The 24,643-nt window shown below is 60.4% G+C and carries 21 protein-coding genes; 14 read left to right on the forward strand and 7 right to left on the reverse strand.

Going from position 1 to position 24,643, the window contains the following annotated elements; genetic code table 11:
• Window positions 1-2: 2 nt before the first annotated feature.
• The 3 genes from AACU78_RS26930 to AACU78_RS26940 all read left to right on the forward strand — a co-directional run bounded on the left by AACU78_RS26930 (window position 3) and on the right by AACU78_RS26940 (window position 1,965).
• Window positions 3-620, forward strand: coding sequence for a glutathione S-transferase N-terminal domain-containing protein (locus AACU78_RS26930; protein ID WP_106578651.1), 618 nt, complete (start codon window positions 3-5; stop codon window positions 618-620).
• A 17-nt stretch (window positions 621-637) separates the two neighbouring features.
• Window positions 638-1,057 carry a ClpXP protease specificity-enhancing factor gene (locus AACU78_RS26935; protein WP_106578652.1) on the forward strand — a complete coding sequence of 140 codons (420 nt, stop codon included), beginning with the start codon at window positions 638-640 and terminating at the stop codon, window positions 1,055-1,057.
• Window positions 1,058-1,215: 158 nt separating this feature from the next.
• Window positions 1,216-1,965, forward strand: a complete 750-nt coding sequence (locus AACU78_RS26940) for a FadR/GntR family transcriptional regulator (protein ID WP_106578653.1) — start codon at window positions 1,216-1,218, stop codon at window positions 1,963-1,965.
• Between the two features lie 163 nt (window positions 1,966-2,128).
• Here the strand turns inward: AACU78_RS26940 and AACU78_RS26945 are convergent, their stop codons facing one another.
• Window positions 2,129-3,286 (reverse strand): phospholipase, encoded by a 1,158-nt coding sequence (locus tag AACU78_RS26945; protein ID WP_106578654.1) that lies wholly within the window; start codon window positions 3,284-3,286, stop codon window positions 2,129-2,131.
• Between the two features lie 235 nt (window positions 3,287-3,521).
• Between AACU78_RS26945 and kdgD the strand changes: the two genes are divergently transcribed.
• The 5 genes from kdgD to AACU78_RS26970 all read left to right on the forward strand — a co-directional run bounded on the left by kdgD (window position 3,522) and on the right by AACU78_RS26970 (window position 10,221).
• The gene (kdgD, locus tag AACU78_RS26950; protein WP_106578655.1) at window positions 3,522-4,433 is read left to right on the forward strand and encodes a 5-dehydro-4-deoxyglucarate dehydratase; all 912 of its coding nucleotides are present in this window, start codon (window positions 3,522-3,524) and stop codon (window positions 4,431-4,433) included.
• A gap of 54 nt (window positions 4,434-4,487) precedes the next feature.
• A complete protein-coding gene (locus AACU78_RS26955) occupies window positions 4,488-5,933 on the forward strand; it encodes an aldehyde dehydrogenase family protein (RefSeq protein ID WP_106578656.1) in 1,446 nt (481 codons plus the stop codon).
• Window positions 5,934-6,118: 185 nt separating this feature from the next.
• Window positions 6,119-7,486, forward strand: coding sequence for an MFS transporter (locus AACU78_RS26960; RefSeq protein ID WP_106578657.1), 1,368 nt, complete (start codon window positions 6,119-6,121; stop codon window positions 7,484-7,486).
• A gap of 11 nt (window positions 7,487-7,497) precedes the next feature.
• Window positions 7,498-9,051, forward strand: coding sequence for a galactarate dehydratase (gene garD, locus AACU78_RS26965; protein ID WP_106578658.1), 1,554 nt, complete (start codon window positions 7,498-7,500; stop codon window positions 9,049-9,051).
• Between the two features lie 228 nt (window positions 9,052-9,279).
• Window positions 9,280-10,221 (forward strand): AEC family transporter, encoded by a 942-nt coding sequence (locus AACU78_RS26970; protein ID WP_106578659.1) that lies wholly within the window; start codon window positions 9,280-9,282, stop codon window positions 10,219-10,221.
• A gap of 110 nt (window positions 10,222-10,331) precedes the next feature.
• On the opposite strand, the gene AACU78_RS26975 is transcribed toward AACU78_RS26970, so the two are convergent.
• From AACU78_RS26975 to gatC, 6 genes are all read right to left on the reverse strand, one after another.
• Window positions 10,332-10,715, reverse strand: coding sequence for a carboxymuconolactone decarboxylase family protein (locus tag AACU78_RS26975; RefSeq protein WP_106578660.1), 384 nt, complete (start codon window positions 10,713-10,715; stop codon window positions 10,332-10,334).
• Entirely contained in the window at window positions 10,712-11,758 is a 1,047-nt protein-coding gene (locus AACU78_RS26980; RefSeq protein ID WP_106578661.1) for a calcium/sodium antiporter, read from the reverse strand. The genes AACU78_RS26975 and AACU78_RS26980 overlap by 4 nt, the downstream gene beginning before the upstream one ends.
• Window positions 11,759-11,816: 58 nt before the next feature.
• A complete protein-coding gene (locus tag AACU78_RS26985) occupies window positions 11,817-12,188 on the reverse strand; it encodes a septal ring lytic transglycosylase RlpA family protein (protein ID WP_106578662.1) in 372 nt (123 codons plus the stop codon).
• 159 nt (window positions 12,189-12,347) lie between these two features.
• Complete coding sequence (gatB, locus tag AACU78_RS26990) at window positions 12,348-13,793, reverse strand: Asp-tRNA(Asn)/Glu-tRNA(Gln) amidotransferase subunit GatB (protein WP_106578663.1); 1,446 nt, start codon at window positions 13,791-13,793, stop codon at window positions 12,348-12,350.
• Window positions 13,794-13,803: 10 nt separating this feature from the next.
• Entirely contained in the window at window positions 13,804-15,255 is a 1,452-nt protein-coding gene (gene gatA / locus AACU78_RS26995) for an Asp-tRNA(Asn)/Glu-tRNA(Gln) amidotransferase subunit GatA (RefSeq protein ID WP_106578664.1), read from the reverse strand.
• Between the two features lie 16 nt (window positions 15,256-15,271).
• Entirely contained in the window at window positions 15,272-15,559 is a 288-nt protein-coding gene (gatC, locus tag AACU78_RS27000) for an Asp-tRNA(Asn)/Glu-tRNA(Gln) amidotransferase subunit GatC (RefSeq protein WP_003171764.1), read from the reverse strand.
• Window positions 15,560-15,769: 210 nt separating this feature from the next.
• On the opposite strand from gatC, the gene mreB reads away from it, so the two are divergent.
• The 6 genes from mreB to AACU78_RS27030 all read left to right on the forward strand — a co-directional run bounded on the left by mreB (window position 15,770) and on the right by AACU78_RS27030 (window position 24,642).
• A complete protein-coding gene (mreB, locus tag AACU78_RS27005) occupies window positions 15,770-16,807 on the forward strand; it encodes a rod shape-determining protein MreB (protein ID WP_002555108.1) in 1,038 nt (345 codons plus the stop codon).
• Window positions 16,808-16,946: 139 nt separating this feature from the next.
• On the forward strand, window positions 16,947-18,086 hold the full coding sequence (gene mreC, locus AACU78_RS27010; RefSeq protein WP_106578665.1) for a rod shape-determining protein MreC: 1,140 nt from the start codon (window positions 16,947-16,949) through the stop codon (window positions 18,084-18,086).
• Window positions 18,086-18,574 (forward strand): rod shape-determining protein MreD, encoded by a 489-nt coding sequence (mreD, locus tag AACU78_RS27015; RefSeq protein WP_017138250.1) that lies wholly within the window; start codon window positions 18,086-18,088, stop codon window positions 18,572-18,574. The genes mreC and mreD overlap by 1 nt, the downstream gene beginning before the upstream one ends.
• Window positions 18,575-18,625: 51 nt before the next feature.
• Entirely contained in the window at window positions 18,626-19,222 is a 597-nt protein-coding gene (locus tag AACU78_RS27020) for a Maf family protein (protein WP_106578666.1), read from the forward strand.
• 70 nt (window positions 19,223-19,292) lie between these two features.
• Window positions 19,293-20,750 (forward strand): ribonuclease G, encoded by a 1,458-nt coding sequence (gene rng / locus AACU78_RS27025; protein ID WP_010213134.1) that lies wholly within the window; start codon window positions 19,293-19,295, stop codon window positions 20,748-20,750.
• A 76-nt stretch (window positions 20,751-20,826) separates the two neighbouring features.
• Window positions 20,827-24,642: a YhdP family protein gene (locus AACU78_RS27030; RefSeq protein WP_106578667.1), complete on the forward strand. Its 3,816-nt coding sequence runs from the start codon at window positions 20,827-20,829 to the stop codon at window positions 24,640-24,642.
• Window position 24,643: the final 1 nt, after the last annotated feature.

The following is a 24,643-nucleotide window of genomic DNA, read 5'->3' on the forward strand; positions in this document are numbered from 1 at the left end:
CCATGGGCGTGACCAACCGGTTGGCCTGTTACTCCGACCCCGCCGACCACTATTCCCACCGAGTACGCATCGTGCTCGCAGAGAAGGGTGTCAGCGCCGAGATCATCAGTGTGGAGGTGGGACGTCATCCGCCGAAACTGATCGAAGTGAACCCTTACGGCAGCTTGCCCACCCTGGTCGATCGTGACCTGGCGTTGTGGGAGTCAACCGTGGTGATGGAATACCTGGATGAGCGTTACCCGCATCCCCCTTTGCTGCCGGTGTACCCGGTGGCGCGTGCCAACAGCCGCCTGCTGATCCATCGGATCCAGCGTGACTGGTGCGGGCTGGTGGATGTGATTCTGGATTCACGCAGTAAAGAAGCCGTTCGGGTGCAGGCGCGCAAGGAATTGCGTGAGAGCCTGACCGGCGTTTCGCCGCTGTTCGCCGACAAACCTTTTTTCCTCAGCGAGGAACAAAGCTTGGTGGATTGCTGCCTATTACCCATACTCTGGCGCTTGCCGATCCTGGGCATTGAACTGCCGCGGCCGGCCAAGCCGTTGCTTGATTACATGGAGCGCCAGTTTGCGCGTGAGGCTTTCCAGGCGAGTCTGTCTGGTGTCGAACGCGATATGCGCTAAGGCTTAAGGAGCCGCTGATGAACTCCAGTCGACCCTATTTGGTCCGCGCGCTCTATGAGTGGATTGTGGACAACGATTGCACCCCGCACATGCTGGTCAACTCCGAATTTCCCAAGGTTGACGTGCCTCAAGGCTTTGCCAGTGACGGCCAGATTGTGCTGAACGTATCACCCAGTGCCGTGCGCCACCTGCACATGGACAACGAGGCTGTCAGCTTCGAAGGACGTTTTGGCGGCGTGCCCCATACGCTGTTCGTGCCGATTGGCGCGATTCTCGGGATCTATGCCCGTGAGAATGGCCAAGGCATGGTGTTCGATCTGGAGTCGCCTTTCGAGGACGACGAATCGATCGAAGGCGAAGGCGGTGATGATGTACCACCGCCAGACTCCGAGCCACCGCGTCCAAGCGGCCGGCCGAGCCTGAAAGTGGTGAAGTAAGCGGCTTTCACCCTCGGGTGAGCCTGAAAAATGCCTCGACACGCGTCGGGGCATTTTTTTGCGCGAAGGATGTGGATGAAAGTCGCGACACAACGGTGATCGTACAACCGCCATGGGCTATGATGCGGGCTCAAGTTCGCCGAGAAAGATGGATCATCATGGAAAACGCCAACACCGCCCCTCGTCTTCCCCGCAAGCGCCGCAGCCTTGCCCAGGAATTGGTCACGGTGTTGTCTGAGCAGATCCGCGACGGTCAACTCAAACGTGGCGATAAGTTGCCCACCGAGTCGGCAATCATGGAAGCCCATGGCGTCAGTCGTACGGTCGTGCGTGAAGCCATCTCACGTTTACAGGCGGCGGGGCAGGTGGAAACCCGTCACGGTATCGGCACCTTTGTGTTGGACACGCCAAGCCCGAGCGGTTTCCGGATTGACCCGGCCACGGTGGTCACGCTGCGCGATGTGTTGGCGATTCTGGAGCTGCGGATCAGCCTGGAAGTGGAGTCCGCCGGCCTTGCCGCGTTACGTCGCAGCGATGAGCAACTGGCCGCCATGCGTGCGGCGCTCGATGCCCTGAATGAAAGCGCGGCCCACGCCGGCGATGCGGTGGCGTCAGACTTTGCGTTTCACCTGGAAATTGCGCTGTCCACCGGCAACCGCTACTTCACCGACATCATGACCCACCTGGGCACCAGCATCATTCCGCGTACCCGCCTGAATTCGGCGCGCCTGGCCCATGATGATCAGCAGCACTACATGGGCCGCCTGAGCCGCGAACACGAAGAGATTTATGAGGCGATTGCCCGCCAGGATTCGGACGCGGCCCGCGCGGCCATGCGCCTGCATTTGACCAACAGCCGTGAACGGCTGCGCCATGCCCATGAAGAGGCAGAAGCGCAGCGCGGTTAACCGGGCAACCGAGTGGTGTCAGGAGTAAATCAATCCAAGTGTGGGAGCGGGCTTGCTCGCGAATGCGGTGTGTCAGTCTGCACATGCATCAACTGAAACAACGCCTTCGCGAGCAAGCCCGCTCCCACATTTTGACCTCCTTGGCCTGGAGTTTTGTGTTTACTTAATTGGCCGGTTGGTTGGGCTTGTAGTCCTTGAGCAGCAGGTAAGTGCTCCAACCCCACCAATCATTGGTCCAGTGTTTGTCGTTCAGGTCATTCACGTCCTTGCGGCGCAGCACCTTGTCGCCTTCCATCTTGAACAGCGGCGAAAAGTTGTTCGCCGGGTTCTGCGCGGCGTTCAAATCCGGCACATACAGCGGCGCCTTGAAGTTGGCCGGGGAGGGCGCCACACCGCTGATAAAGGTCTCGAAGACCTCATCGGCCGAGGCCTGAACCGCCCGTTTGACCATCGCCCGATTGTCCGCGTCGATGGCATCGAAATAGCGTTTATCCCCATAGGCGTGCCATTGATCACCCTTGGCGTTGCGCACCTTGAGCCCGAACTTGCTGTCCTCATCGTGCATGAAGCGGCTGATCAGCGAGCCCAGTTCGCCAGGCGTCACCACCGCCGCCAATTGCTTGCGCGGCACGCGCAGGTGGCCAGCGGAAAACAGGTCGGTCAAAAAGTGATCAGCAAAGCCGTTCATGGCGTAGGCCAGTTCCAGTGCCTGATCGGTGCCGGTTTGATGGGCCACGACCGCCTGTTGCAGTGCCGCCGTATGGCCAGCCAAATACGCTGACAGCGCCCATTCGCCAAAGTGGTCAGCGTTATCTGCGGCCAATTTCAGGTAGCGCCCCAGTGGAATCAGCGCCGAAACCGCACTGCCGCCGCCAGTGATGCGGTTCCATTCCTCGGACAACGTATCACCCAGCGCGTCATAGGCTTCATGCGGTTGTTTGCCGTCCTTGATCGCCTGGTTCACTGCGTTGATCTCCTTTTGCATGACCGCGAGGATTTTCCCGGCTTCTTCACGCGAGGCCGGTAGCACTGCCAGCGTGTTGAAGGCGGCGGTAAAGCGTTGCACGCGCTCGGCCGGTGAGGCGCCGTCGCTGATGGCCTGGCCGGGAATGCCATAGAAGTCGCCGCCCAGGGCGATCACTTGGCCGTAGGTCAGCGCCAGGCCGTTGGGCAGGTGCAGTTCGACTTGCCGCGCAGGAATCGCCGGAGCGTCCTTGACGAAACGCAGCAGGGTGTCATCGCCGATGGCCGTGTGTTCACCGCCTTCAAAACGTAGGGTGGGTGGGGTTTTTTCGGGTGCTGCGAGTTCAAGACCTGACATGTTAGCTCCTTGCTATGTCGTAGGAATCTTCCGTAATAACTGTATGCATATACAGTTATTCGGAGCATAGAGGAATAATTTCCTACGTCAAGAAGCTGCTTTTAAACGCCGGCCTACGGATGAAGCCCGATGAATTGCAGTTGACGAATCCTTTTATAGTTGTACGATGACGTACGACATCAACAAACCAACAATAACCTTTCGACAGAAAGTCTTCGCCCAGGGTGTTCGAATAATGAATCCACAAGAACTGAAGTCCATCCTCTCCCACGGTCTGCTGTCTTTCCCCGTGACCGATTTCAATGCGCAGGGTGACTTCCACCAGGCCGGCTACATCAAGCGTCTGGAATGGCTCGCCCCGTACGGCGCCACCGCCTTGTTCGCCGCCGGCGGCACCGGTGAGTTTTTTTCCCTGGCTGCCAGCGAATATTCCCAAGTGGTGAAGACCGCTGTTGATACCTGCGCCACCAGCGTGCCGATTCTTGCTGGTGTGGGTGGTTCGACCCGCCAGGCCATCGAGTACGCCCAAGAGGCTGAACGCCTCGGTGCCAAAGGCTTGCTGTTGCTGCCGCACTACCTGACTGAAGCCAGCCAGGACGGCGTCGCCGCCCACGTGGAAGCGGTGTGCAAGTCGGTCAAGATCGGCGTGGTGGTCTACAACCGCAACGTTTGCCGCCTGACTGCGCCTCTGCTGGAACGCCTGGCTGAACGCTGCCCGAACCTGATCGGCTACAAAGACGGCCTGGGTGACATTGAGTTGATGGTATCGATCCGCCGTCGCCTGGGTGACCGTTTCAGCTACCTCGGCGGCCTGCCGACTGCAGAGGTTTACGCCGCTGCCTACAAGGCCCTGGGCGTGCCGGTGTACTCCTCGGCGGTGTTCAACTTCATCCCGAAAACCGCGATGGACTTCTACCACGCGATTGCCAAGGACGATCACGCCACCGTCGCCAAGATCATCGACAACTTCTTCCTGCCTTACCTCGACATCCGTAACCGCAAAGCCGGTTATGCCGTGAGCATCGTCAAGGCCGGTGCAAAAATCGCTGGCTACGACGCAGGCCCGGTGCGCACGCCGCTGACCGACCTGCTGCCGGAAGAATACGAAGCCCTGGCCGCGCTGATCGACAAGCAAGGTCCGCAGTAACTCATCAACAAGGCCGCTGAGAGATCAGCGGCCTTTTGCGTCAGGAGAAGATTTGTGTCCCAAGCCAAACGTTTTGAGAACTACATCAACGGCGAGTGGGTGGCCGGTGCCGACTACTGCAACAACATCAACCCGTCGGAGTTGTCCGATGTCATTGGCGAATACGCCAAGGCCGACGTAGCCCAAGTCAACGCCGCCATCGATGCCGCCCGCGCCGCCTTCCCGGCCTGGTCGACCTCCGGCATCCAGGCTCGCCACGATGCGCTGGATAAAGTCGGCAGTGAAATCCTCGCCCGCCGTGAAGAACTCGGCACCTTGCTGGCCCGTGAAGAGGGCAAGACCCTGCCCGAAGCCATCGGCGAAGTGACCCGCGCTGGTAACATTTTCAAGTTCTTCGCCGGTGAATGCCTGCGCCTGTCCGGTGACTACGTGCCATCGGTGCGCCCAGGCGTCAATGTGGAAGTCACCCGCGAAGCCCTGGGTGTGGTCGGCTTGATCACCCCGTGGAACTTCCCGATTGCGATCCCTGCCTGGAAAATTGCCCCGGCGCTGGCCTACGGCAACTGCGTAGTGATCAAACCAGCCGAATTGGTGCCGGGTTGCGCCTGGGCTTTGGCCGAAATTATCTCCCGCGCCGGCTTCCCTGCCGGTGTGTTCAACCTGGTGATGGGCAGCGGCCGTGTGGTTGGCGACGTGTTGGTCAACAGCCCGAAAGTCGACGGTATCAGCTTTACCGGTTCGGTCGGCGTGGGCCGTCAGATCGCCGTCAGCTGCGTGTCGCGCCAGGCCAAAGTGCAGTTGGAAATGGGCGGCAAGAACCCGCAGATCATCCTCGACGACGCCGACCTCAAGCAGGCCGTCGAGCTGTCGGTACAGAGCGCGTTCTACTCCACCGGCCAGCGTTGCACTGCCTCCAGCCGCTTGATCGTCACCGCCGGTATTCACGACCAATTCGTCGCGGCCATGGCCGAGCGCATGAAGTTGATCAAAGTCGGCCACGCGTTGAAAAGCGGCACCGACATCGGCCCGGTGGTTTCCCAGGCCCAGTTGGACCAGGACATGAAGTACATCGACATCGGCCAAAGCGAAGGTGCGCGGCTGGTCAGCGGTGGCGGCCTGGTGACCTGCGACACCGAAGGCTACTACCTGGCGCCGACGCTGTTTGCCGACAGCGAAGCCGCCATGCGCATCAGCCGTGAAGAGATCTTCGGCCCAGTAGCCAACGTGGTGCGCGTAGCGGATTACGAGGCGGCGCTGGCCATGGCCAACGACACCGAATTCGGCCTGTCGGCGGGCATTGCCACCACCTCGCTCAAGTACGCCAACCACTTCAAGCGCCACTCCCAGGCCGGGATGGTGATGGTCAACCTGCCGACTGCCGGTGTGGATTACCACGTGCCGTTCGGTGGCCGTAAGGGCTCCTCGTATGGTTCGCGCGAGCAAGGTCGCTATGCGCAAGAGTTCTACACCGTGGTGAAGACCAGCTACATCGGTTCGTAACACGTAACACCTGTGGGAACCGGCTTGTGTGGGAGCTGGCTCGCCTGCGATAGCGGTACATCAGTCACAGAGAGTTTGACCGATACACCGCCATCGCAGGCAAGCCAGCTCTCACAGAAAGCGGTTCCTGCACTTAAAACAGAATGCTTACCCGCAAAAAAAATAATTAGTGGGAGTACATCTTCATGCAAGCGACCAAGCCGACCCACGTCCGCTATTTGATCCTGCTCATGCTGTTTCTGGTGACCACGATCAACTACGCCGACCGGGCCACTATCGCCATCGCCGGCTCCAGCCTGCAAAAAGACCTCGGTATCAGCGCGGTCACCCTCGGTTATATCTTCTCCGCATTCGGTTGGGCCTACGTGGCCGGGCAAATCCCCGGTGGCTGGTTGCTGGATCGGTTCGGCTCGAAAAAAGTCTATGCCCTGAGCATCTTCACCTGGTCGCTGTTCACCATCCTGCAAGGCTATGTCGGTGAGTTTGGCGTCTCCACCGCGATCGTCGCGCTGTTTATGCTGCGCTTTCTGGTGGGCCTGGCGGAAGCGCCGTCATTCCCCGGCAATGCGCGCATTGTGGCCGGCTGGTTCCCCACCGCCGAACGCGGTACGGCCTCGGCGATTTTCAACTCGGCGCAGTACTTCGCCACGGTGCTGTTCGCGCCGCTGATGGGCTGGATCGTCTACACCTTTGGCTGGCAGCACGTGTTTATCGTGATGGGCGGGATTGGCGTGCTGTTCTCGCTGATCTGGCTGAAAATTATCCACAGCCCGCGCCAGCACCCGATGATCAACGACGCTGAACTCAAGTACATCTGCGAGAACGGTGCGATGGTCGACATGGACCAGGAAAAGACCAAGGGCCAGAAAACCGACGGTCCGAAGTGGGACTACATCCGCCAGCTGCTGACCAACCGCATGATGCTCGGTGTGTACCTGGGCCAGTACTGCATCAATGGCATCACCTATTTCTTCCTGACCTGGTTCCCGGTGTACCTGGTGCAGGAGCGTGGCATGACCATCCTCAAGGCGGGCTTCATTGCCTCGTTGCCGGCCATCTGCGGGTTTATCGGCGGGGTGTTGGGTGGTTTGATTTCCGATTACCTGCTGCGCAAAGGCCATTCCCTGACGTTTGCGCGCAAGGCGCCGATCATTGGCGGGTTGCTGGTGTCGTGCAGCATCGTGGCGTGCAACTACGTGGATATCGAATGGATGGTGGTGGGCTTCATGGCGTTGGCCTTCTTCGGTAAGGGCGTTGGCGCACTGGGTTGGGCGGTAGTGTCTGACACCTCACCGAAACAAATCGCCGGTCTCAGTGGCGGTCTGTTCAATATGTTTGGCAACCTGGCCTCCATCAGCACACCGATTGTGATCGGCTACATCATTGCCACCACTGGCTCGTTCAAGTGGGCCCTGGTGTTCGTCGGTGCCAACGCCTTGCTGGCGGTGTTCAGCTACCTGGTGATCGTCGGCCCGATCAAGCGTGTGGTACTCAAAGAGCCGCCCAGCAGCAAAGGGCCTGAGCTGACCCAACTTACCCAAGCGCATTCCTGAGGGGCGATGTAATGCAGTTGATTGAACATGCCGACTCGCCGCGCTCGATCCGTTTGCACGAGCGCGACAACGTAGTGATCGTGGTCAACGATCAAGGCGTACCGGCCGGGACCGAGTTCCCGGACGGCCTGGTGACCGTGGATTTCATTCCGCAGAGCCACAAGGTGACGCTGGAAGATATCCCCGAAGGCGGTCAGATTATTCGCTACGGGCAGACCATTGGTTACGCCCTGGCGCCGATTCCACGTGGCAGCTGGGTGCAGGAAGATCAACTGCGCATGCCCACCGCGCCGCCGCTGGACAGCTTGCCGCTGTCCACCGAGGTGCCTGAAACCCAGGCGCCGCTGGAAGGCTTTACGTTTGAGGGTTACCGCAACGCCGACGGCACCGTGGGCACGCGCAATATTCTGGGCATCACCACCACGGTGCAGTGCGTCACCGGTGTGCTGGACCATGCGGTCAAGCGCATCAAGGATGAATTGCTGCCCAAATACCCGAATGTCGATGACGTGGTGGCGCTGACCCACAGCTACGGCTGCGGCGTGGCGATCACTGCGACGGATGCGTACATCCCGATCCGCACCGTGCGCAACCTGGCGCGCAACCCGAACCTGGGCGGCGAAGCGCTGGTGATTAGCCTGGGCTGCGAGAAGCTGCAGGCCGGGCAGGTGATGCACGACAACGACAGCTCCGTCGACTTGAGCGAGCCGTGGCTGTATCGGCTGCAGGATTCCAGCCATGGCTTAACCGAGATGATCGAGCAGATCATGGCGCTGGCCGAAGTGCGCTTGAAGAAACTCGACCTGCGCCGCCGCGAAACCGTGCCGGCGTCGGAGCTGATTCTGGGCATGCAGTGCGGCGGCAGCGATGCGTTTTCCGGCATCACCGCCAACCCGGCGCTCGGCTATGCCTCGGACCTGCTGCTGCGGGCCGGGGCGACGGTGATGTTTTCCGAAGTGACTGAAGTGCGTGACGCCATTTACCTGCTGACCGCTCGTGCCCAGAGCAAAGAAGTGGCCCAAGCGCTGGTCAGGGAAATGGACTGGTACGACCGCTACCTGGCCAAAGGCGAGGCGGATCGCAGTGCCAATACCACGCCGGGCAACAAGAAAGGCGGGTTGTCGAATATCGTCGAGAAGTCCTTGGGCTCGATCGTCAAATCCGGCAGCAGCGCGATCAACGGCGTGCTCGGCCCGGGCGAGCGCTTCAAAGGCAAAGGCCTGATCTTTTGCGCCACGCCAGCCAGTGATTTTGTTTGCGGCACCTTGCAACTGGCGGCCGGGATGAACCTGCATGTGTTCACCACCGGGCGCGGCACGCCGTATGGGCTGGCGATGGCGCCGGTGGTGAAGGTCTCGACGCGTACGGAATTGGCGCAGCGCTGGCCGGACCTGATCGATATCGACGCCGGACGCATCGCCACCGGGCGTGCGAGCATTGAGGAATTGGGCTGGGAGTTGTTTCACTTCTACCTGGATGTGGCCAGCGGCAAGAAGCAGACGTGGGCGGAGCGGCATAAGCTGCATAACGACATTACGTTGTTCAACCCGGCGCCTATCACCTGAGACCGACGCGGCCCCTGTAGGAGCAGGCTTGCCTGCGACTGCAGTGTGTCAGTCAGCCCATCGGTTGCTGACACTCCGCTGTCGCAGGCAAGCCAGCTCCCACAGTTGATGGGTGAATACCTTCAACTGTGGGAGGGGGCTTGCCCCCGAAGGCGGCCTACCAGACGCCGCACGGCCGCATGGCTTATCATTAGCCACCTGACGACACCCACCAAGGTTCTTCCCGGCATGCTGGCTATCTTCCTCACCACCCTCACCATCACCGCGCCGGTGTTTGCCATGCTGTTTCTGGGTGTGCTGCTCAAGCGCATCAACTGGATCAACGACAACTTTATCCACACCGCTTCCTCCCTTGTCTTCAACGTCACCATGCCGGCGCTGCTGTTCCTGGGCATTCTGCACGCCGACCTGCACTCGGCGCTCAAGCCGGGTCTGCTGATCTACTTTGCGCTGGCCACGTTGCTGAGCTTTGCGCTGGCGTGGGGTTGGGCGATTTATCGTTGCCCGCGCGTCGACCGCGGTATCTACACCCAGGGTGCGTTTCGCGGTAACAACGGCGTGATCGGCCTGGCGCTGGCGGCCAGCATGTATGGCGACTACGGCATTTCCCTTGGCGCGATCCTCGCGGCGCTGGTGATCCTGTTCTACAACACCCTGTCGACCATCGTGCTGGCGGTGTACAGCCCGGTGATCAAGTCCGACCCGTGGAGCATCTTCAAAAGCGTGGTGGCCAACCCGCTGATCATCAGCGTGATTGCGGCCGCACCGTTCGCGATTTTCAAGATCGGCCTGCCGGGGTGGCTGGAGTCGTCCGGGCAATACCTGGCGGACATGACCTTGCCGCTGGCATTGATCTGCATCGGCGGCACCTTGTCGCTGGCGGCCTTGCGCAAAAGCGGAAGCATGGCCTTCAGTGCCAGCCTGGTGAAGATGATCGGCCTGCCGCTATTTGCGACGCTGGGCGCATGGCTGCTGGGCTTTAGGGGCCCGGAGCTGGGGATTCTGTTTTTGTACTTTGGCGCACCGACCGCGGCGGCGAGTTTTGTCATGGCCAGGGCGGCCGAGGGCAATCATGAGCTGGCGGCGGCGATTATTGTGATTACGACCTTGATGGCGGCGGTGACCACCAATATCGGGATTTTTGTGTTGCAGGCGGGTGGTTGGATCTGAACGTTGTGGTGGGGGTTGAGGGCCAGTCGCAGGCAAGCCAGCTCCCACAGTTTGATCGGTGAATGCAATCAAAGGTGGGCGCAGGCTTGCCTGCGCTGACTATCCAGCCGTCACGGCTTATCCGCCTGATACGCCTCAATCACTTCCTGCGCCGCCCGAAACGCATCAATCGCTGCCGGCACGCCGGCATACACCGCGCAATGCAGCAGTGCTTCGCGAATCTCTTCCACTGTGCAGCCATTGTTCAGCGCGCCGCGCACGTGGCCCTTGAGTTCCTGCGGGCATTTGAGAGCAGTGAGGGCGGCCAGTGTGATCAGGCTGCGCGTCTTCAGCGGCAGGCCTTCGCGGTTCCACACGCTGCCCCACGCATGTTCGTTGACGAAATCCTGCAGCGGCTGGGTGAACTCGGTGGCATTGCCCAGGGCGCGGTCGACGAACACATCGCCCATGACCTGGCGACGCATTTCAACCCCGGACTTTTTCTGTTCGGTCATTGCGATTCCCTCTTGTGTTGGCGGCGCCAGGCTTGCAGCGAGGTGAACAACACAAACGCGACCAGCGCTGGCAGGACGTAATGCAGCATCAATTGTTCAAGCCGGGTGGCCAGCGGCATGCCGAAGGTAAACGACACCACATGCAGCCCATACGCCAGATACAACCCCAGAAACACCAGGCCTTCAGCGCGGGTGACGCGGTAGCCGCTGTAGAACACCGGCAGGCACAACACCACCACGCCGAGCATCACCGGCAAGTCGAAATCCAGTGCGTTGGGCGACACCGACAACGGCGAGGGCGCCACCAGCGCGGTGAACCCTAGTACGCCAAGCAGGTTGAACAGGTTGCTGCCAATCACGTTGCCCACGGCAATCTCGCGCTCGCCGCGCAACGCGGCAATCAGCGAGGTGGCCAGGCACGGCAGTGAGGTGCCAACACCGATCAGCGTCAGGCCGATGATGCGTTCGGACAGGCCCAGGTCGCTTGCTACATCCACCGCTGCGCCCAGCAGCAAATGCCCGGCCAGCACCAGAATCAACAACCCGCCCAGTATCAACGATGCGCTGCTGAGCCAGGGCGCGCGGGCCACCGTGTCCAACGTGCGTGGACGGCGGGAATGGCGGGTCTGGTAGTGCAAAACACCGAGGTAGGCTATCAGCGCAACCAGTAAGAAAAGGCCGTCGAGCGGTGTCAGTTCTTCATTGCCGGCCAGGGTAAACACCAAGAGGCCGGCGAAAATCATCACCGGGATGTCCAGCCGCACCAACTGCCGCGAGACGCGCAGCGGAATGATCAACGCAGCCAGGCCCAGGGTGACGAGGGTGTTGAAGATACTGCTGCCGATGACGCTGCCCACGGCGATATCGGTATTGCCGGCCAGGGTGGCCTGCAGGCTTACGGTCATCTGCGGCGCACTGCTGCCGAAAGCGACGATGCTCAAGCCGATAATCAGTGGCCGCACCTTGAGGCTGGCCGCCAGGCGCACGGCGGCGCGCACCAGAATCTCGGCGCCGACGATCAGCAACACCAGGCCACTGATCAGTTCGATCAGGCTCCAGGGCGAGAGGGCGGTTAATCCGAAAATGGCCAGGGCTCCTTTATCAGTTGTTCAGCGCCTGCACGCGAACCCGTGCAGTGCCGCTGCCCAGCATACCGAGTTGTTCGGCAGCCTTGCGTGAAACGTCGATCAGGCGCCCACGGGTATGCGGTCCGCGATCGTTGACGCGTACGACCACGAATCTGTTGTTGTTAAGGTTGGTCACCTTGACCTGGGTGCCGAAGGGCAGGCGCCGATGGGCGGCGGTCAGGGTGTTCTGGTTGAAGGGTTCACCGCTGGCAGTCTTGTTGCCATGGTGCTTGGCGCCGTAATAGGAGGCGGTGCCGGTTTCGTCGTAGCCGTTGGGGTCGATGAGGCCGCTGGCGCAACCGGCCAACATAGAGAACAGGGCCAGCAGGCCGAGTAGACGCTTCACGTTAAGTAAGTCCCCATTGTAAATGTGGGAGCTGGCTTGCCTGCGATACAGGCACCTCGGTGTTGCAGTTGCACCGAGGCGCTGCTATCGCAGGCAAGCCAGCTCCCACATGGGGTCCGAGTTGGGCATGAAATCCCGCCCGGACCATTTCACCGCGAATCAGCCTTCGAGCTTGCTTTTCAGCAGTTCGTTCACCTGTTGCGGGTTGGCTTTGCCTTTGGAGGCTTTCATCGCCTGGCCGACAAAGAAGCCGAACATTTTGCCGCGCTTGGCTTCGTCTGCGGCGCGGTATTGCTCGACCTGTTCGGCGTTGGCAGCCAGCATTTCATCGAGAACGGCCGAAATCGCGCCGCTGTCGGTGACTTGCTTGAGGCCGCGCTTCTCGATGATCTCATCGGCGCTGCCTTCGCCTGCGGCCATCGCTTCAAACACGGTCTTGGCGATTTTGCCGGAGATGGTGTTGTCCTTGATGCGCAGCAGCATGCCGCCCAGTTGCTCGGCGGTGACAGGGGCTTCGTCGATTTCCAGGCCCTGTTTGTTCAACAGGCTGCCCAGCTCAACCATCACCCAGTTGGCCGCCAACTTGGCGTCGCCGGCGATGCTCACGACTTTTTCGAAGTAGTTGGCTTGCTCACGGCTGGAAGCCAGCACGCTGGCATCGTAGACCGACAGGCCGAACTGCGCCTGGAAGCGCTCGCGTTTGTGCTGCGGCAATTCCGGCAGGGTGGCGCGGATGTCATTGAGGAACGAGTCTTCAAGCACCACCGGCAACAGGTCCGGGTCGGGGAAGTAACGGTAGTCGTTGGCTTCCTCTTTGCTGCGCATGGCGCGGGTTTCGTCTTTGTTCGGGTCGTACAGGCGAGTCTGCTGGATGACCTTGCCGCCGTCTTCGATCAGTTCGATCTGGCGACGCACTTCGCTGTTGATCGCTTTTTCGATGAAGCGGAACGAGTTGACGTTCTTGATCTCGCAGCGGGTGCCGAACTCGACCTGGCCCTTGGGACGGATCGACACGTTGCAGTCGCAACGCAGCGAACCTTCGGCCATGTTGCCGTCGCAGATGCCCAGGTAACGCACCAGCGCGTGGATCGTCTTGACGTAGGCCACGGCTTCCTTGGCGCTGCGCATGTCCGGCTCGGAGACGATTTCCAGCAATGGCGTGCCGGCACGGTTCAAGTCGATACCGGTAGCGCCGGGGAATTCTTCGTGCAGGCTCTTGCCGGCGTCTTCTTCCAGGTGCGCGCGGGTCACGCCGACCCGTTTGATGGTGCCGTCTTCCAGCGGAATGTCCAGGTAGCCCTTGCCGACAATCGGCAATTCCATCTGGCTGATCTGGTAGCCCTTGGGCAGGTCCGGGTAGAAGTAGTTCTTGCGCGCGAACACGTTGTGCTGGCCGATCTCGGCGTCAATCGCCAGGCCGAACATCACCGCCATGCGCACCGCTTCCTCGTTCAGCACTGGCAGCACGCCAGGCATGCCCAGGTCGACCAGGCTGGCCTGGGTGTTGGGTTCTGCGCCGAACGTGGTGGCGCTACCGGAGAAAATCTTCGATTGGGTGGCGAGCTGGGTATGAATCTCCAGCCCGATCACAACTTCCCATTGCATAGTGTTCTCCTCAGAAGCCGGTTGGGGTGCGAGTGTGCCAGTCGGTGTTCAACTGGTACTGGTGCGCCACATTGAGCAGGCGGCCTTCCTGGAAGTACGGGGCGAGCAACTGCACGCCGACCGGCAGGCCATCGACGAAACCAGCCGGCATGGACAAGCCCGGCAAGCCCGCGAGGTTGGCGGTGATGGTGTACAGGTCTTCCAGGTACTCGGCGATCGGGTCGCCGGTCTTGGCGCCGAGCTTCCAGGCCGGGTTCGGCGTGGTTGGGCCGAGGATCACGTCGACTTCTTCGAAGGCAGCCATGAAATCGTTCTTGATCAGGCGACGGATTTTTTGCGCCTTGAGGTAGTACGCGTCGTAGTAGCCGGCGGACAGGGCGTAGGCACCCACCATGATCCGACGTTGGACTTCGGCGCCAAAGCCTTCGCCGCGCGAGCGTTTGTACAGGTCTTCGAGGCCTTTCGGGTTTTCACAGCGATAGCCGAAGCGCACGCCGTCGAAACGCGACAGGTTGGAAGAGGCTTCTGCCGGCGCGATCACGTAGTAGGCAGGAATCGCGTGCTGGTTGTTCGGCAGGCTGATTTCCTTGATCACGGCGCCGAGCTGTTCCAGCGTCTTGACGCTGTTGTGCACCAGTTCGGCGATACGCGGGTCGAGGCCGGCGCTGAAATACTCTTTCGGCACGCCAATACGCAGGCCTTTGAGCGAGGTATTGAGGCTGGCGCTGTAGTCCGGCACCGGTTCGTCGATGCTGGTGGAGTCCTGCTTATCAAATCCGGCCATACCTTGTAACAAAATCGCGCAGTCTTCAGCCGTGCGTGCCAGCGGGCCGCCCTGATCCAGGCTGGAGGCGTAGGCGATCATGCCCCAACGGGAAACACGACCGTAGGTCGGCTTCAAACCGGTGAGGTTGGTGAACGCGGCGGGCTGACGGATCGAGCCGCCGGTGTCGGTAGCGGTAGCCGCCGGCAGAAAGCGCGCGGCAACCGCGGCAGCCGAACCACCGGACGAACCGCCTGGCACGTGCTCCAGATTCCACGGGTTTTTCACTGCGCCGTAGTAGCTGGACTCGTTGGCAGAACCCATGGCGAATTCGTCCATGTTGGTCTTGCCCAGGGTCACGGCGCCCGCGGCGGCCAGCTTGGACACGACCGTTGCATCGTAGGGCGCCTTGAAGTTGTCGAGCATCTTCGAGCCGCAACTGGTGCGAATGCCCTGGGTGCAGAACAGGTCTTTGTGGGCGATTGGTGCGCCCAGCAGGGCGCCATTCTCACCGTTGGCGCGACGTACGTCGGCGGCCTTGGCCTGGCTCAGGGCCAGCTCTTCGGTGAGGCTGATGAAGCTGTTGACCTTCGGATCAAGCTCGGCGATACGCGCAAGCAGGGTCGTGGTCAGCTCTTCGGAAGAAAACTTTTTGTCGGCGAGACCGCGGGCGATCTCGGCCAGAGTCATGTGATGCATGAAAGGCTCTTTCCCTTTAGTCGATGACTTTCGGAACCAGGTACAGGCCGTTTTCGACCGCTGGCGCGATGGACTGGTAGGCCTCGCGATTATTTCGCTCGGTCACAACGTCTGCGCGCAGGCGCTGGCTGGCTTCCAGCGGGTGAGCCAGGGGCTCGATGCCGTCGGTATTGACGGCCTGCATTTGGTCAACCAGCCCGAGAATGCTGTTCAGGGCTGCGGTGGTCTGTGGAAGATCGGCTTCATTCAGGCCAAGCGAGGCTAGATGAGCGATTTTTTCCACGTCGGAGCGTTCAAGCGCCATGGGATTCTCCAGTGGAAAACAGAACGGAGGGCGTCCGTGTGTTAGATTGTCGGAACACTACCGCATTTCTACGGTCATATGGCCGCGATTGTGGGGGTTGGTGCACAGAAAGTCGGCCAATTTAGCACATTGGCGCCTTGCCCAAAATCCCTGTCGTTGTTAGAGTTTGCCGCACTTTTTTACCCACGCGTTGCCTAGGGTCCTTTCCCCATGTTCAAGAAACTGCGTGGCATGTTTTCCAGCGATCTTTCCATTGACCTGGGCACTGCCAACACCCTTATTTACGTGCGCGAGCGCGGTATCGTTCTGAATGAGCCATCGGTTGTGGCCATTCGGACCCACGGTAATCAGAAAAGTGTCGTTGCCGTTGGCACCGAGGCCAAGCGCATGCTCGGCCGAACACCAGGCAACATCGCTGCCATTCGTCCGATGAAAGACGGCGTGATCGCCGACTTCAGCGTCTGCGAGAAGATGCTGCAGTACTTCATCAACAAGGTTCACGAAAACAGTTTCCTGCAGCCCAGCCCTCGTGTGCTGATCTGCGTTCCATGCAAGTCCACCCAGGTTGAGCGTCGCGCCATCCGTGAATCGGCCCTTGGCGCCGGTGCCCGCGAAGTATTCCTGATCGAAGAGCCTATGGCTGCCGCTATCGGCGCCGGCCTGCCGGTCGAAGAAGCGCGCGGTTCGATGGTGGTGGATATCGGTGGTGGTACCACTGAAATCGCCCTGATTTCCCTGAACGGTGTGGTGTATGCCGAATCCGTGCGCGTAGGCGGCGACCGTTTCGATGAAGCGATCATTACCTATGTGCGTCGTAACTACGGCAGCTTGATCGGCGAATCCACCGCCGAGCGCATCAAGCAGGAAATCGGCACCGCTTACCCGGGCGGCGAAGTGCGCGAAGTTGATGTTCGCGGTCGCAACCTGGCCGAAGGCGTTCCACGTGCTTTCACCCTGAACTCCAATGAAGTGCTGGAAGCTCTGCAAGAGTCCCTGGCCACCATCGTTCAGGCAGTGAAGAGCGCCCTGGAGCAATCGCCTCCGGAGCTGGCTTCCGACATCGCCGAGCGTGGCCTGGTGCTGACCGGTGGTGGCGCCTTGCTGCGCGACCTCGACAAGCTGCTGGCCCAGGAAACAGGCCTGCCGGTGATCGTCGCCGAAGACCCGCTGACCTGCGTCGCCCGTGGTGGTGGCCGTGCACTGGAAATGATGGATAAACACACCATGGACCTGCTTTCCAGCGAATAAGATTGCCGGAATGGTTCATGCTTCGCCCGCAGGCAGCACTTTGCAGTGCTGCCTGTTGGCGTTTATCTTCTTCAATCTGCATCCAGGCCGGTTTGATGCCGTATGAATAAAGAGAACATTTGCCCGGGAGGAGCGGCTTATTAAACCGCTTTTCGCCAAAGGCCCCTCATTGGGCGTGCGCTTATTGGTGCTGGTCGTGCTTTCGGTCGCGCTGATGGTGGTCGATGCCCGCTTTGCACTGCTCAAGCCCGTGCGTAGCCAGATGTCGCTGGTGTTGATGCAGACTTACTGGATCACCGACCTGCCGCAACGGCTTTATCAGGGCGTGGCCAGCCAGTTCGGCAGCCGCACTGAGCTTGTCGCCGAGAACGAAAAACTCAAGACCGAAAACCTGCTCTTGCAGGGGCGCATGCAAAAGCTGGCGGCCCTCACCGAGCAGAACGTTCGGCTGCGCGAGTTGCTTAACTCTTCGGCATTGGTCAACGAGAAGGTCGAAGTGGCCGAGTTGATCGGCATGGACCCCAATCCCTTCACCCATCGCATCATCATCAACAAGGGTGAGCGCGACGGCGTGGTCCTGGGCCAACCGGTGCTCGACGCCCGTGGCCTGATGGGCCAGGTGGTCGAGCTGATGCCCTACACTTCGCGCGTGTTACTGCTGACGGACACCACCCACAGCATTCCGGTGCAGGTCAACCGCAACGGCTTGCGTGCGATTGCCAGCGGTACCGGTAACCCGGAGCGTCTTGAGTTGCGTCATGTGGCCGACACTGCCGACATCAAGGAAGGCGATCTGTTGGTCAGTTCCGGCCTGGGTCAGCGGTTCCCCGCGGGTTACCCGGTAGCGACGGTCAAGGAAGTCATCCACGATTCCGGCCAGCCGTTCGCCATTGTGCGTGCGGTCCCGACGGCTGCCTTGAACCGCAGCCGTTACCTGCTGCTGGTGTTCAGCGACAACCGTACGCCCGAAGAGCGTGCCAACGACGCTGCCCAGGCGCAGGAAGCAGAAGACAAGCAGAACGGCACCGCGCCGGTCATTCCTGCCACGGTGCCAAAACCAGCCTTTGTGGGGCCACCTGCACCTGCCGCGACCCCGGTCGCGCCAGTGGCGACGCCTGTCAAACCTGCGGCCCACAGCGCCCGCCCAGCCAAACCGGCTGCGACCAAGCCACCGGCCGCGACGCCAGCCGCTACAGCGCCAGCGGCTAAACCGCCTGCCACGCCGGCAACCCGACCAGCGGCCGCAGCGCCGGCAACCACGCGGCAGAGGGAGGAATAATGGCCGGTACGCATTCGCGCAATGGCTGGATCGTCTGGCTGACATTCGCCATCGGCTTGCTGCTCAGCGTTTCGCCGTTGCCGCAATTCATGGAAATCCTGCGACCGCTCTGGCTCGCCTTGCTCCTGGCGTTCTGGTCGCTGACCTTGCCGCATAAGGTAGGCATGGTCACAGCGATGTGCCTGGGCTTGGCGGAAGACGTGCTCTATGGCACCTTGCTTGGCCAGAACGCGCTGATCCTGACCCTGATTACTTTCCTGGTGCTGTCATTGCAGCAGCGGTTGCGCATGTTCCCGATGTGGCAGCAGTGCCTGGTGATCCTGGTGATCTTCGGCCTGGCGCAGTTGGTGCAACTGTGGCTCAGCGCATTGACCGGTAACCGCCAGCCGACCCTGGCCCTGGTATTGCCGGCCCTGGTCAGTGCGTTGCTGTGGCCTTGGGTCAGCTTCGGTCTACGTGGTTTACGTCGCCGCTATAAAATCAATTGAATGGATTGCGAGGCTCTGCCTGGTTATCGAACCCTACAGGGAGAGTCTGCAATGAATTCGCTTTATCTGGCCTCGGGCTCCCCAAGGCGGCGTGAACTGTTGACGCAGATCGGTGTGCCTTTCACCGTGGTCAGCGCCGCCATTGATGAAACTCCTCTTACAAACGAATCCGCTGTTGCCTACGTCGAGCGCCTTGCGCACGGCAAGGCCACGGCGGGTTTTGCTGCGCTTGAAAAGACTGCCGGCGCCTGCGTGCTGGGCGCCGACACGGCCGTGATCGTTGATGGTCAGATCCTTGGCAAACCGGTGGACCAGGCCGACGCCCTGGCGATGTTGATGGCCCTGTCGGGACGCGAGCATGACGTCCTCACCGCCATTGCTGTCACCGACGGCGAGCGCAGCGAAACTCGATGTGTAAGCAGCCGGGTACGTTTTCGCGCTATTTCTGTCGAGGAGGCTACAACCTACTGGCACAGCGGCGAACCTCAGGACAAGGCAGGCGGCTATGCTATCCAGGGGCTTGGATCGGTGTTTGTCGCCGGGCTCAATGGCAGCTATTCCGCCGTGGTAGGCCTACCCGTGTGCGAAACCGCGCAACTGCTTGGTCAATTCGGCATACCCTGTTGGCAAAACCTTACCGTGCGCTGAACGCCGTATCCCAGCGCCAAGCCTTAAGCGATCGGTCACTATTGTGAAAACGCCTGAACGAGACCCAGCCATGAGTGAAGAGATTCTGATCAATATCACGCCGATGGAATCGCGCGTGGCGGTGGTAGAGAACGGTGTTCTGCAAGAAGTGCACGTCGAGCGCACCCAGAAGCGCGGCATTGTCGGCAATATCTATAAAGGTAAAGTGGTGCGCGTGTTGCCAGGCATGCAGGCGGCATTTGTCGACATTGGCCTGGACCGCGCCGCGTTTATCCATGCATCGGAAATTTCGCTGCGCGAAGGCCCTGCGGTTGAAAGCATCAGCGCGCTGGTACACGAAGGGCAGAGCCTGGTGGTGCAGGTCACCAAGGACCCGATCGGTTCCAAGGGCGCGCGGCTGACTACTCAACTGTCGATTCCTTCGCGTTACCTCGTGTACATGCCGCGCACTGCGCATGTCGGTATTTCTTTGAAAATCGAGGACGAAGCCGAGCGTGAGCGCCTTAAAAAGGTGGTCAGCGATTGTGTGGCTGCCGAGGGCATCAAGGAAGCAGGTGGTTTCATCCTGCGCACGGCCGCAGAAGGCGCCGGCGCCGATGAAATTCTCATGGATATCCGATACCTGCGGCGCCTGTGGGACCAGATCGGCGCTCAGATCAAAACCATTGGCGCGCCGAGCGTGATCTATGAAGACCTTGGCCTCGCGCTGCGTACATTGCGCGATTTGGTCAGCCCGAAAATCGAGAAAATTCGCATCGACTCGCGGGAAACCTTCCAGCGCACCACACAATTTGTCGCCGAATTGATGCCGGAAATTGCCGACCGCCTGGAGCACTACCCCGGCGAGCGGCCGATCTTCGATCTTTATGGTGTCGAAGACGAAATCCAGAAAGCCCTGGAGCGCAAAGTACCGCTCAAATCCGGCGGCTACCTGGTCGTGGACCCGGCAGAAGCCATGACCACCATCGACGTCAATACCGGCGCGTTTGTCGGCCACCGCAATCTCGAAGAGACCATCTTCAAGACCAACCTTGAAGCCGCCACCGCGATTGCCCGCCAACTGCGCCTGCGCAACCTGGGCGGCATCATCATCATTGACTTCATCGACATGGAAGACGAAGAGCACCAGCGCCAGGTGCTGCGTACCCTCGAGAAGCAACTGGAGCGCGATCACGCCAAGACCAACATCATCGGCATCACCGAGCTGGGCCTGGTGCAGATGACCCGCAAGCGCACCCGCGAAAGCCTTGAGCAAGTGCTCTGCGAACCCTGCAGCAGCTGCCAGGGGCGCGGCAAGCTGAAGACCCCGGAAACGGTTTGCTACGAGATTTTCCGCGAAATCCTACGGGAGGCACGCGCCTATCAGGCCGAAGGTTATAGAGTGCTCGCCAACCAGAAAGTCGTCGATCGGTTACTCGATGAAGAGTCTGGTAACGTCGCCGAGCTGGAGGGTTTTATCGGGCGCACGATTCGCTTCCAGGTCGAAACCATGTATTCCCAGGAACAATATGACGTGGTGCTGCTCTGATCCCCAATCGCTTAATTTCTTCGAGAACGGCAGACCTTGATCTGCCGTCCGTCAACTGCTTTGAGGGTCGCCTGACATGGAGCGTCTGATACGCTTTTTTGCCGCTTTGACCCGTTGGGGCCTGGGCTTGTGTGCCTTGGTGCTGGTGTTGGCTGCGGTGTACGTGAGCCTGGGTCGTGAATTGACCCCGCTGGTGGCTGAATACCGCGCCGAAATCGAAGCCAAGGCTCAGGCTGCGGTGGACATGCCCGTGCAAATCGGCAGCCTTGAAGGCCGCTGGAGCGGTTTCGCTCCCGTGTTGCTGGCTCACGACGTGATGGTCGGCGAGGGCAGCAGTGCCTTGCGCCTGGACCAGGTTGAAGTGGTGCCGGATATCTGGGCCAGCCTGATGGCCCGCGAAGTGCGCATAGCCCACCTGGAAGTCAGCGGGCTGCAGTTGAGCGTCAAGGAAGACAAGGACGGCCACTGGGCGCTCCAGGGCCTGCCGGTACAGGACGATCAGCCATTGGACCCTGAGCAGTTGCTGACGCGCATGCAGATGGTCAAGCGCGTGTCGTTGCTCGATAGCCAGGTCACGCTGCAACCGTTCGGCCAGGCGCCGCTGACCCTGACTTACGTGGGCCTCAGCCTGCACACCGGCGCCACTCGCCAGCGCCTCGATGCCCGCCTGACCCTGCCGGATGGCCAGCCACTGGCTGTCAACCTGCGTACACGTATTCGCGCCAGCGCTTGGAAAGACGGTGAGGTCCAGGCTTACCTGAGCCTTCCGCAAAGCGACTGGGCCAAATGGATACCCGGCAGGCTGACCCAGCAATGGAAAGTCACGCAGTTCAAGGCCGGCGGCGAATTCTGGCTGACCTGGGCCAAAGGCACCGTGCAAAGCGCGGTGGCGCGTCTCAACTCACCCCAGCTGAAAGGCAGCTACGCCGACCGCAAGCCGGTCCATATCGAAAACCTTGCCCTCACGGCTTACCTGCAACGCAGTGAGAGCGGCCTCAATGTGCTGTTTGACTCGTTGGCAATGAACATCGGTGACACGCGCTGGGAGTCGCGCCTGCAATTGCAGCAGAGCCTGGCTACCGACAAGGATCTGGAGGTCTGGAAACTTCAGGCCGACCGCCTTGACCTCACGCCTATTACGCCGCTGCTGAATGCCTTGGCGCCCCTGCCGGAAGGCTTTGCAAAAGCCGTCGAGCACCTCAAGGCCACTGGCATGCTGCGCAACGTGCTGGTGGATTTCCGTCCCCAGGACACGAGCGATCAGAAGGTCAGTTTTGCCGCCAACCTCGAGCGCATCGGGTTTGATGCCTACTTCGGCGCGCCGGCTGCGCGCAACGTGTCCGGCAGTATCAGCGGCGACCTGGGGCACGGTGAGTTGCGCATGGACAGCAAGGACTTCTCCTTGCACCTGTACCCGATTTTTGCCAAGCCGTGGCAATACATCCAGGCCAATGCACGCCTGACGTGGAAGCTGGATAAAGAAGGTTTCACCCTGATCGCCCCCTACATCAAGGTGCTCGGCGAAGAAGGCAAGGTTGCGGCAGACTTCCTGATTCGCCTGCATTTCGATCACAGCCAGGAAGACTATATGGACCTGCGGGTCGGCATGGTCGATGGCGATGGCCGTTTTACACCCAAGTATTTGCCGGCGGTATTGAGCCCGTCGCTGGATGAGTGGTTGCGCACAGCGATCCTCAAAGGCGCGGTTGACCAAGGTTTCTTCCAGTACCAAGGTTCGCTGAACCATGACGCGCTGCCGGCTGCACGCAATATCAGCCTGTTTTTCAAGGTGCACGATGCCGAACTGGCGTTCCAGCCAGGCTGGCCGCATGTGAGCAAGGTCAATGGTGAAGTGTTTGTCGAGGAGAGCGGCGTGCGCATCCTGGCGAGCAAGGGCCAATTGCTCGACACCAAGGTCAAGGACGTCTACGTCAATATTCCTCACGCGCCAGCCGGTAAAGACAGTCATCTGCTGATCACCGGTGGATTCGCGGGTGGCCTGGGGGATGGCTTGAAGATCCTTCAGGAAGCGCCGATCGGCACCGGCTCGACGTTTGCCGGCTGGAAAGGCGAGGGCGACCTGCAAGGCAAGCTGGACCTGGATATTCCGCTGGTCAAAGGCACCGAACCCAAGATTGTGGTGGATTTTCAGACCGACAAGTCTCGCCTGCAATTGGCCGAGCCGACTCTGGACTTGAGCCAGCTCAAGGGCGATTTCCGCTTTGACAGCACCAAGGGGCTGAGTGGCCAGAACATCTCCGCCCAGGCGTTTGATCGTCCGATCACCGCGCAGATCATTGCCGATGGCAAACCAGGCAATATCAGCACGCGTATCACCGCCAAAGGGCAGGTCACGGTTAAGCGCTTGACGGATTGGTTGAAAATTAGCCAACCGCTGCCGGTGTCCGGCGATATCCCCTACCAATTGCAAGTGACACTGGACGGTGCCGACAGCCAACTGATGGTCAGTTCCAACATGAAAGGCGTAGCAGTCGACCTGCCCGCACCGTTCGGCATGCCCGCCAGCCAGGGGCGCGACAGCGTGTTCCGCATGACCTTGCAGGGGGCTGAGCGCCGCTACTGGTTCGATTATGGCGAGCTGGCGAGCTTCACCTTTGCGTCGCCTCCAGACAAATTCAATGAGGGTCGCGGGGAGTTGTTTCTGGGGGACGGCGATGCCGTGCTGCCGGCTGCCAAAGGCTTGCGCATTCGTGGCGTGCTGTCGGAGCTGGATATAGACCCTTGGAAGAAACTGGTCGACCGTTACGCCGGCAATGACCCAGGCGGCAATGCCAAGCAACTGCTCAGCGGTGCTGATTTCAAGGTGGGCAAGTTGAGCGGTTTTGGTACCCAATTTGACCAGGTCAACCTGCAACTCGATCGCAAACCGTCCGCATGGGGGTTGCAGTTCGACAGTCAGCAAGCCAAAGGTGCTGTGAACCTTCCGGATGCCAAGGGCGCGCCTATTGCGATCAACCTGCAGTACGTGAAATTGCCGGCGGTGGATCCGAAAGCACAGGCCGACGAAAACGCGCCCGACCCGTTGGCGGATATCGACCCCAAGGATATCCCAGCGCTGGATATCTCCATCAATCAACTGTTCCAGGGGCCGGACTTGGTGGGCGCCTGGTCACTGAAAGTACGGCCGACGGCCAAAGGCCTGGCCTTTAACAATCTGGACCTTGGCCTCAAAGGCATGCAGCTCAACGGCGCTGGTGGTTGGGAAGGCGCGCCGGGTAACAGCAGCAGTTGGTACAAAGGTCGCCTGGACGGCAAGAACATCGCCGATGTGCTCAAAGGCTGGGGGTTTGCGCCGACGGTAACCAGTGAGGACTTCCATCTGGATGTGGACGGTCGTTGGCCGGGCTCGCCGGCTTGGGTCGGTCCCAAGCGCTTCTCCGGTAGCCTGGATGCAGCGTTCCGCAAAGGCCAGTTCGTTGAGGTCGAAGGTGGCGCGCAGGCTCTGCGGGTATTTGGCTTGCTGAACTTCAACTCCATCGGGCGCCGCTTGCGTCTGGACTTCTCGGACTTGCTTGGCAAAGGCTTGAGCTATGACCGGGTCAAAGGCTTGCTCGCGGCCAGCAATGGCGTGTTTGTGACGCGTGAACCCATCACCATGACCGGGCCTTCCACCAACCTGGAGCTCAATGGCACGCTGGACCTGGTAGCCGACCGCGTCGACGCCAAGCTGCTGGTCACGTTGCCGGTGACCAATAACCTGCCGATTGCCGCTTTGATTGTCGGGGCACCGGCCATTGGTGGCGCGTTATTCCTGATCGACAAGTTGATTGGCGATCGTGTTTCGCGCTTCGCCAGCGTGCAGTACAAGGTGCAAGGGCCTTGGAAGGATCCAAAAATCACCTTCGACAAGCCATTTGAAAAACCAAACTGAG

The organism is Pseudomonas sp. R9.37 (assembly GCF_963878885.1).
GTDB lineage: Bacteria > Pseudomonadota > Gammaproteobacteria > Pseudomonadales > Pseudomonadaceae > Aquipseudomonas.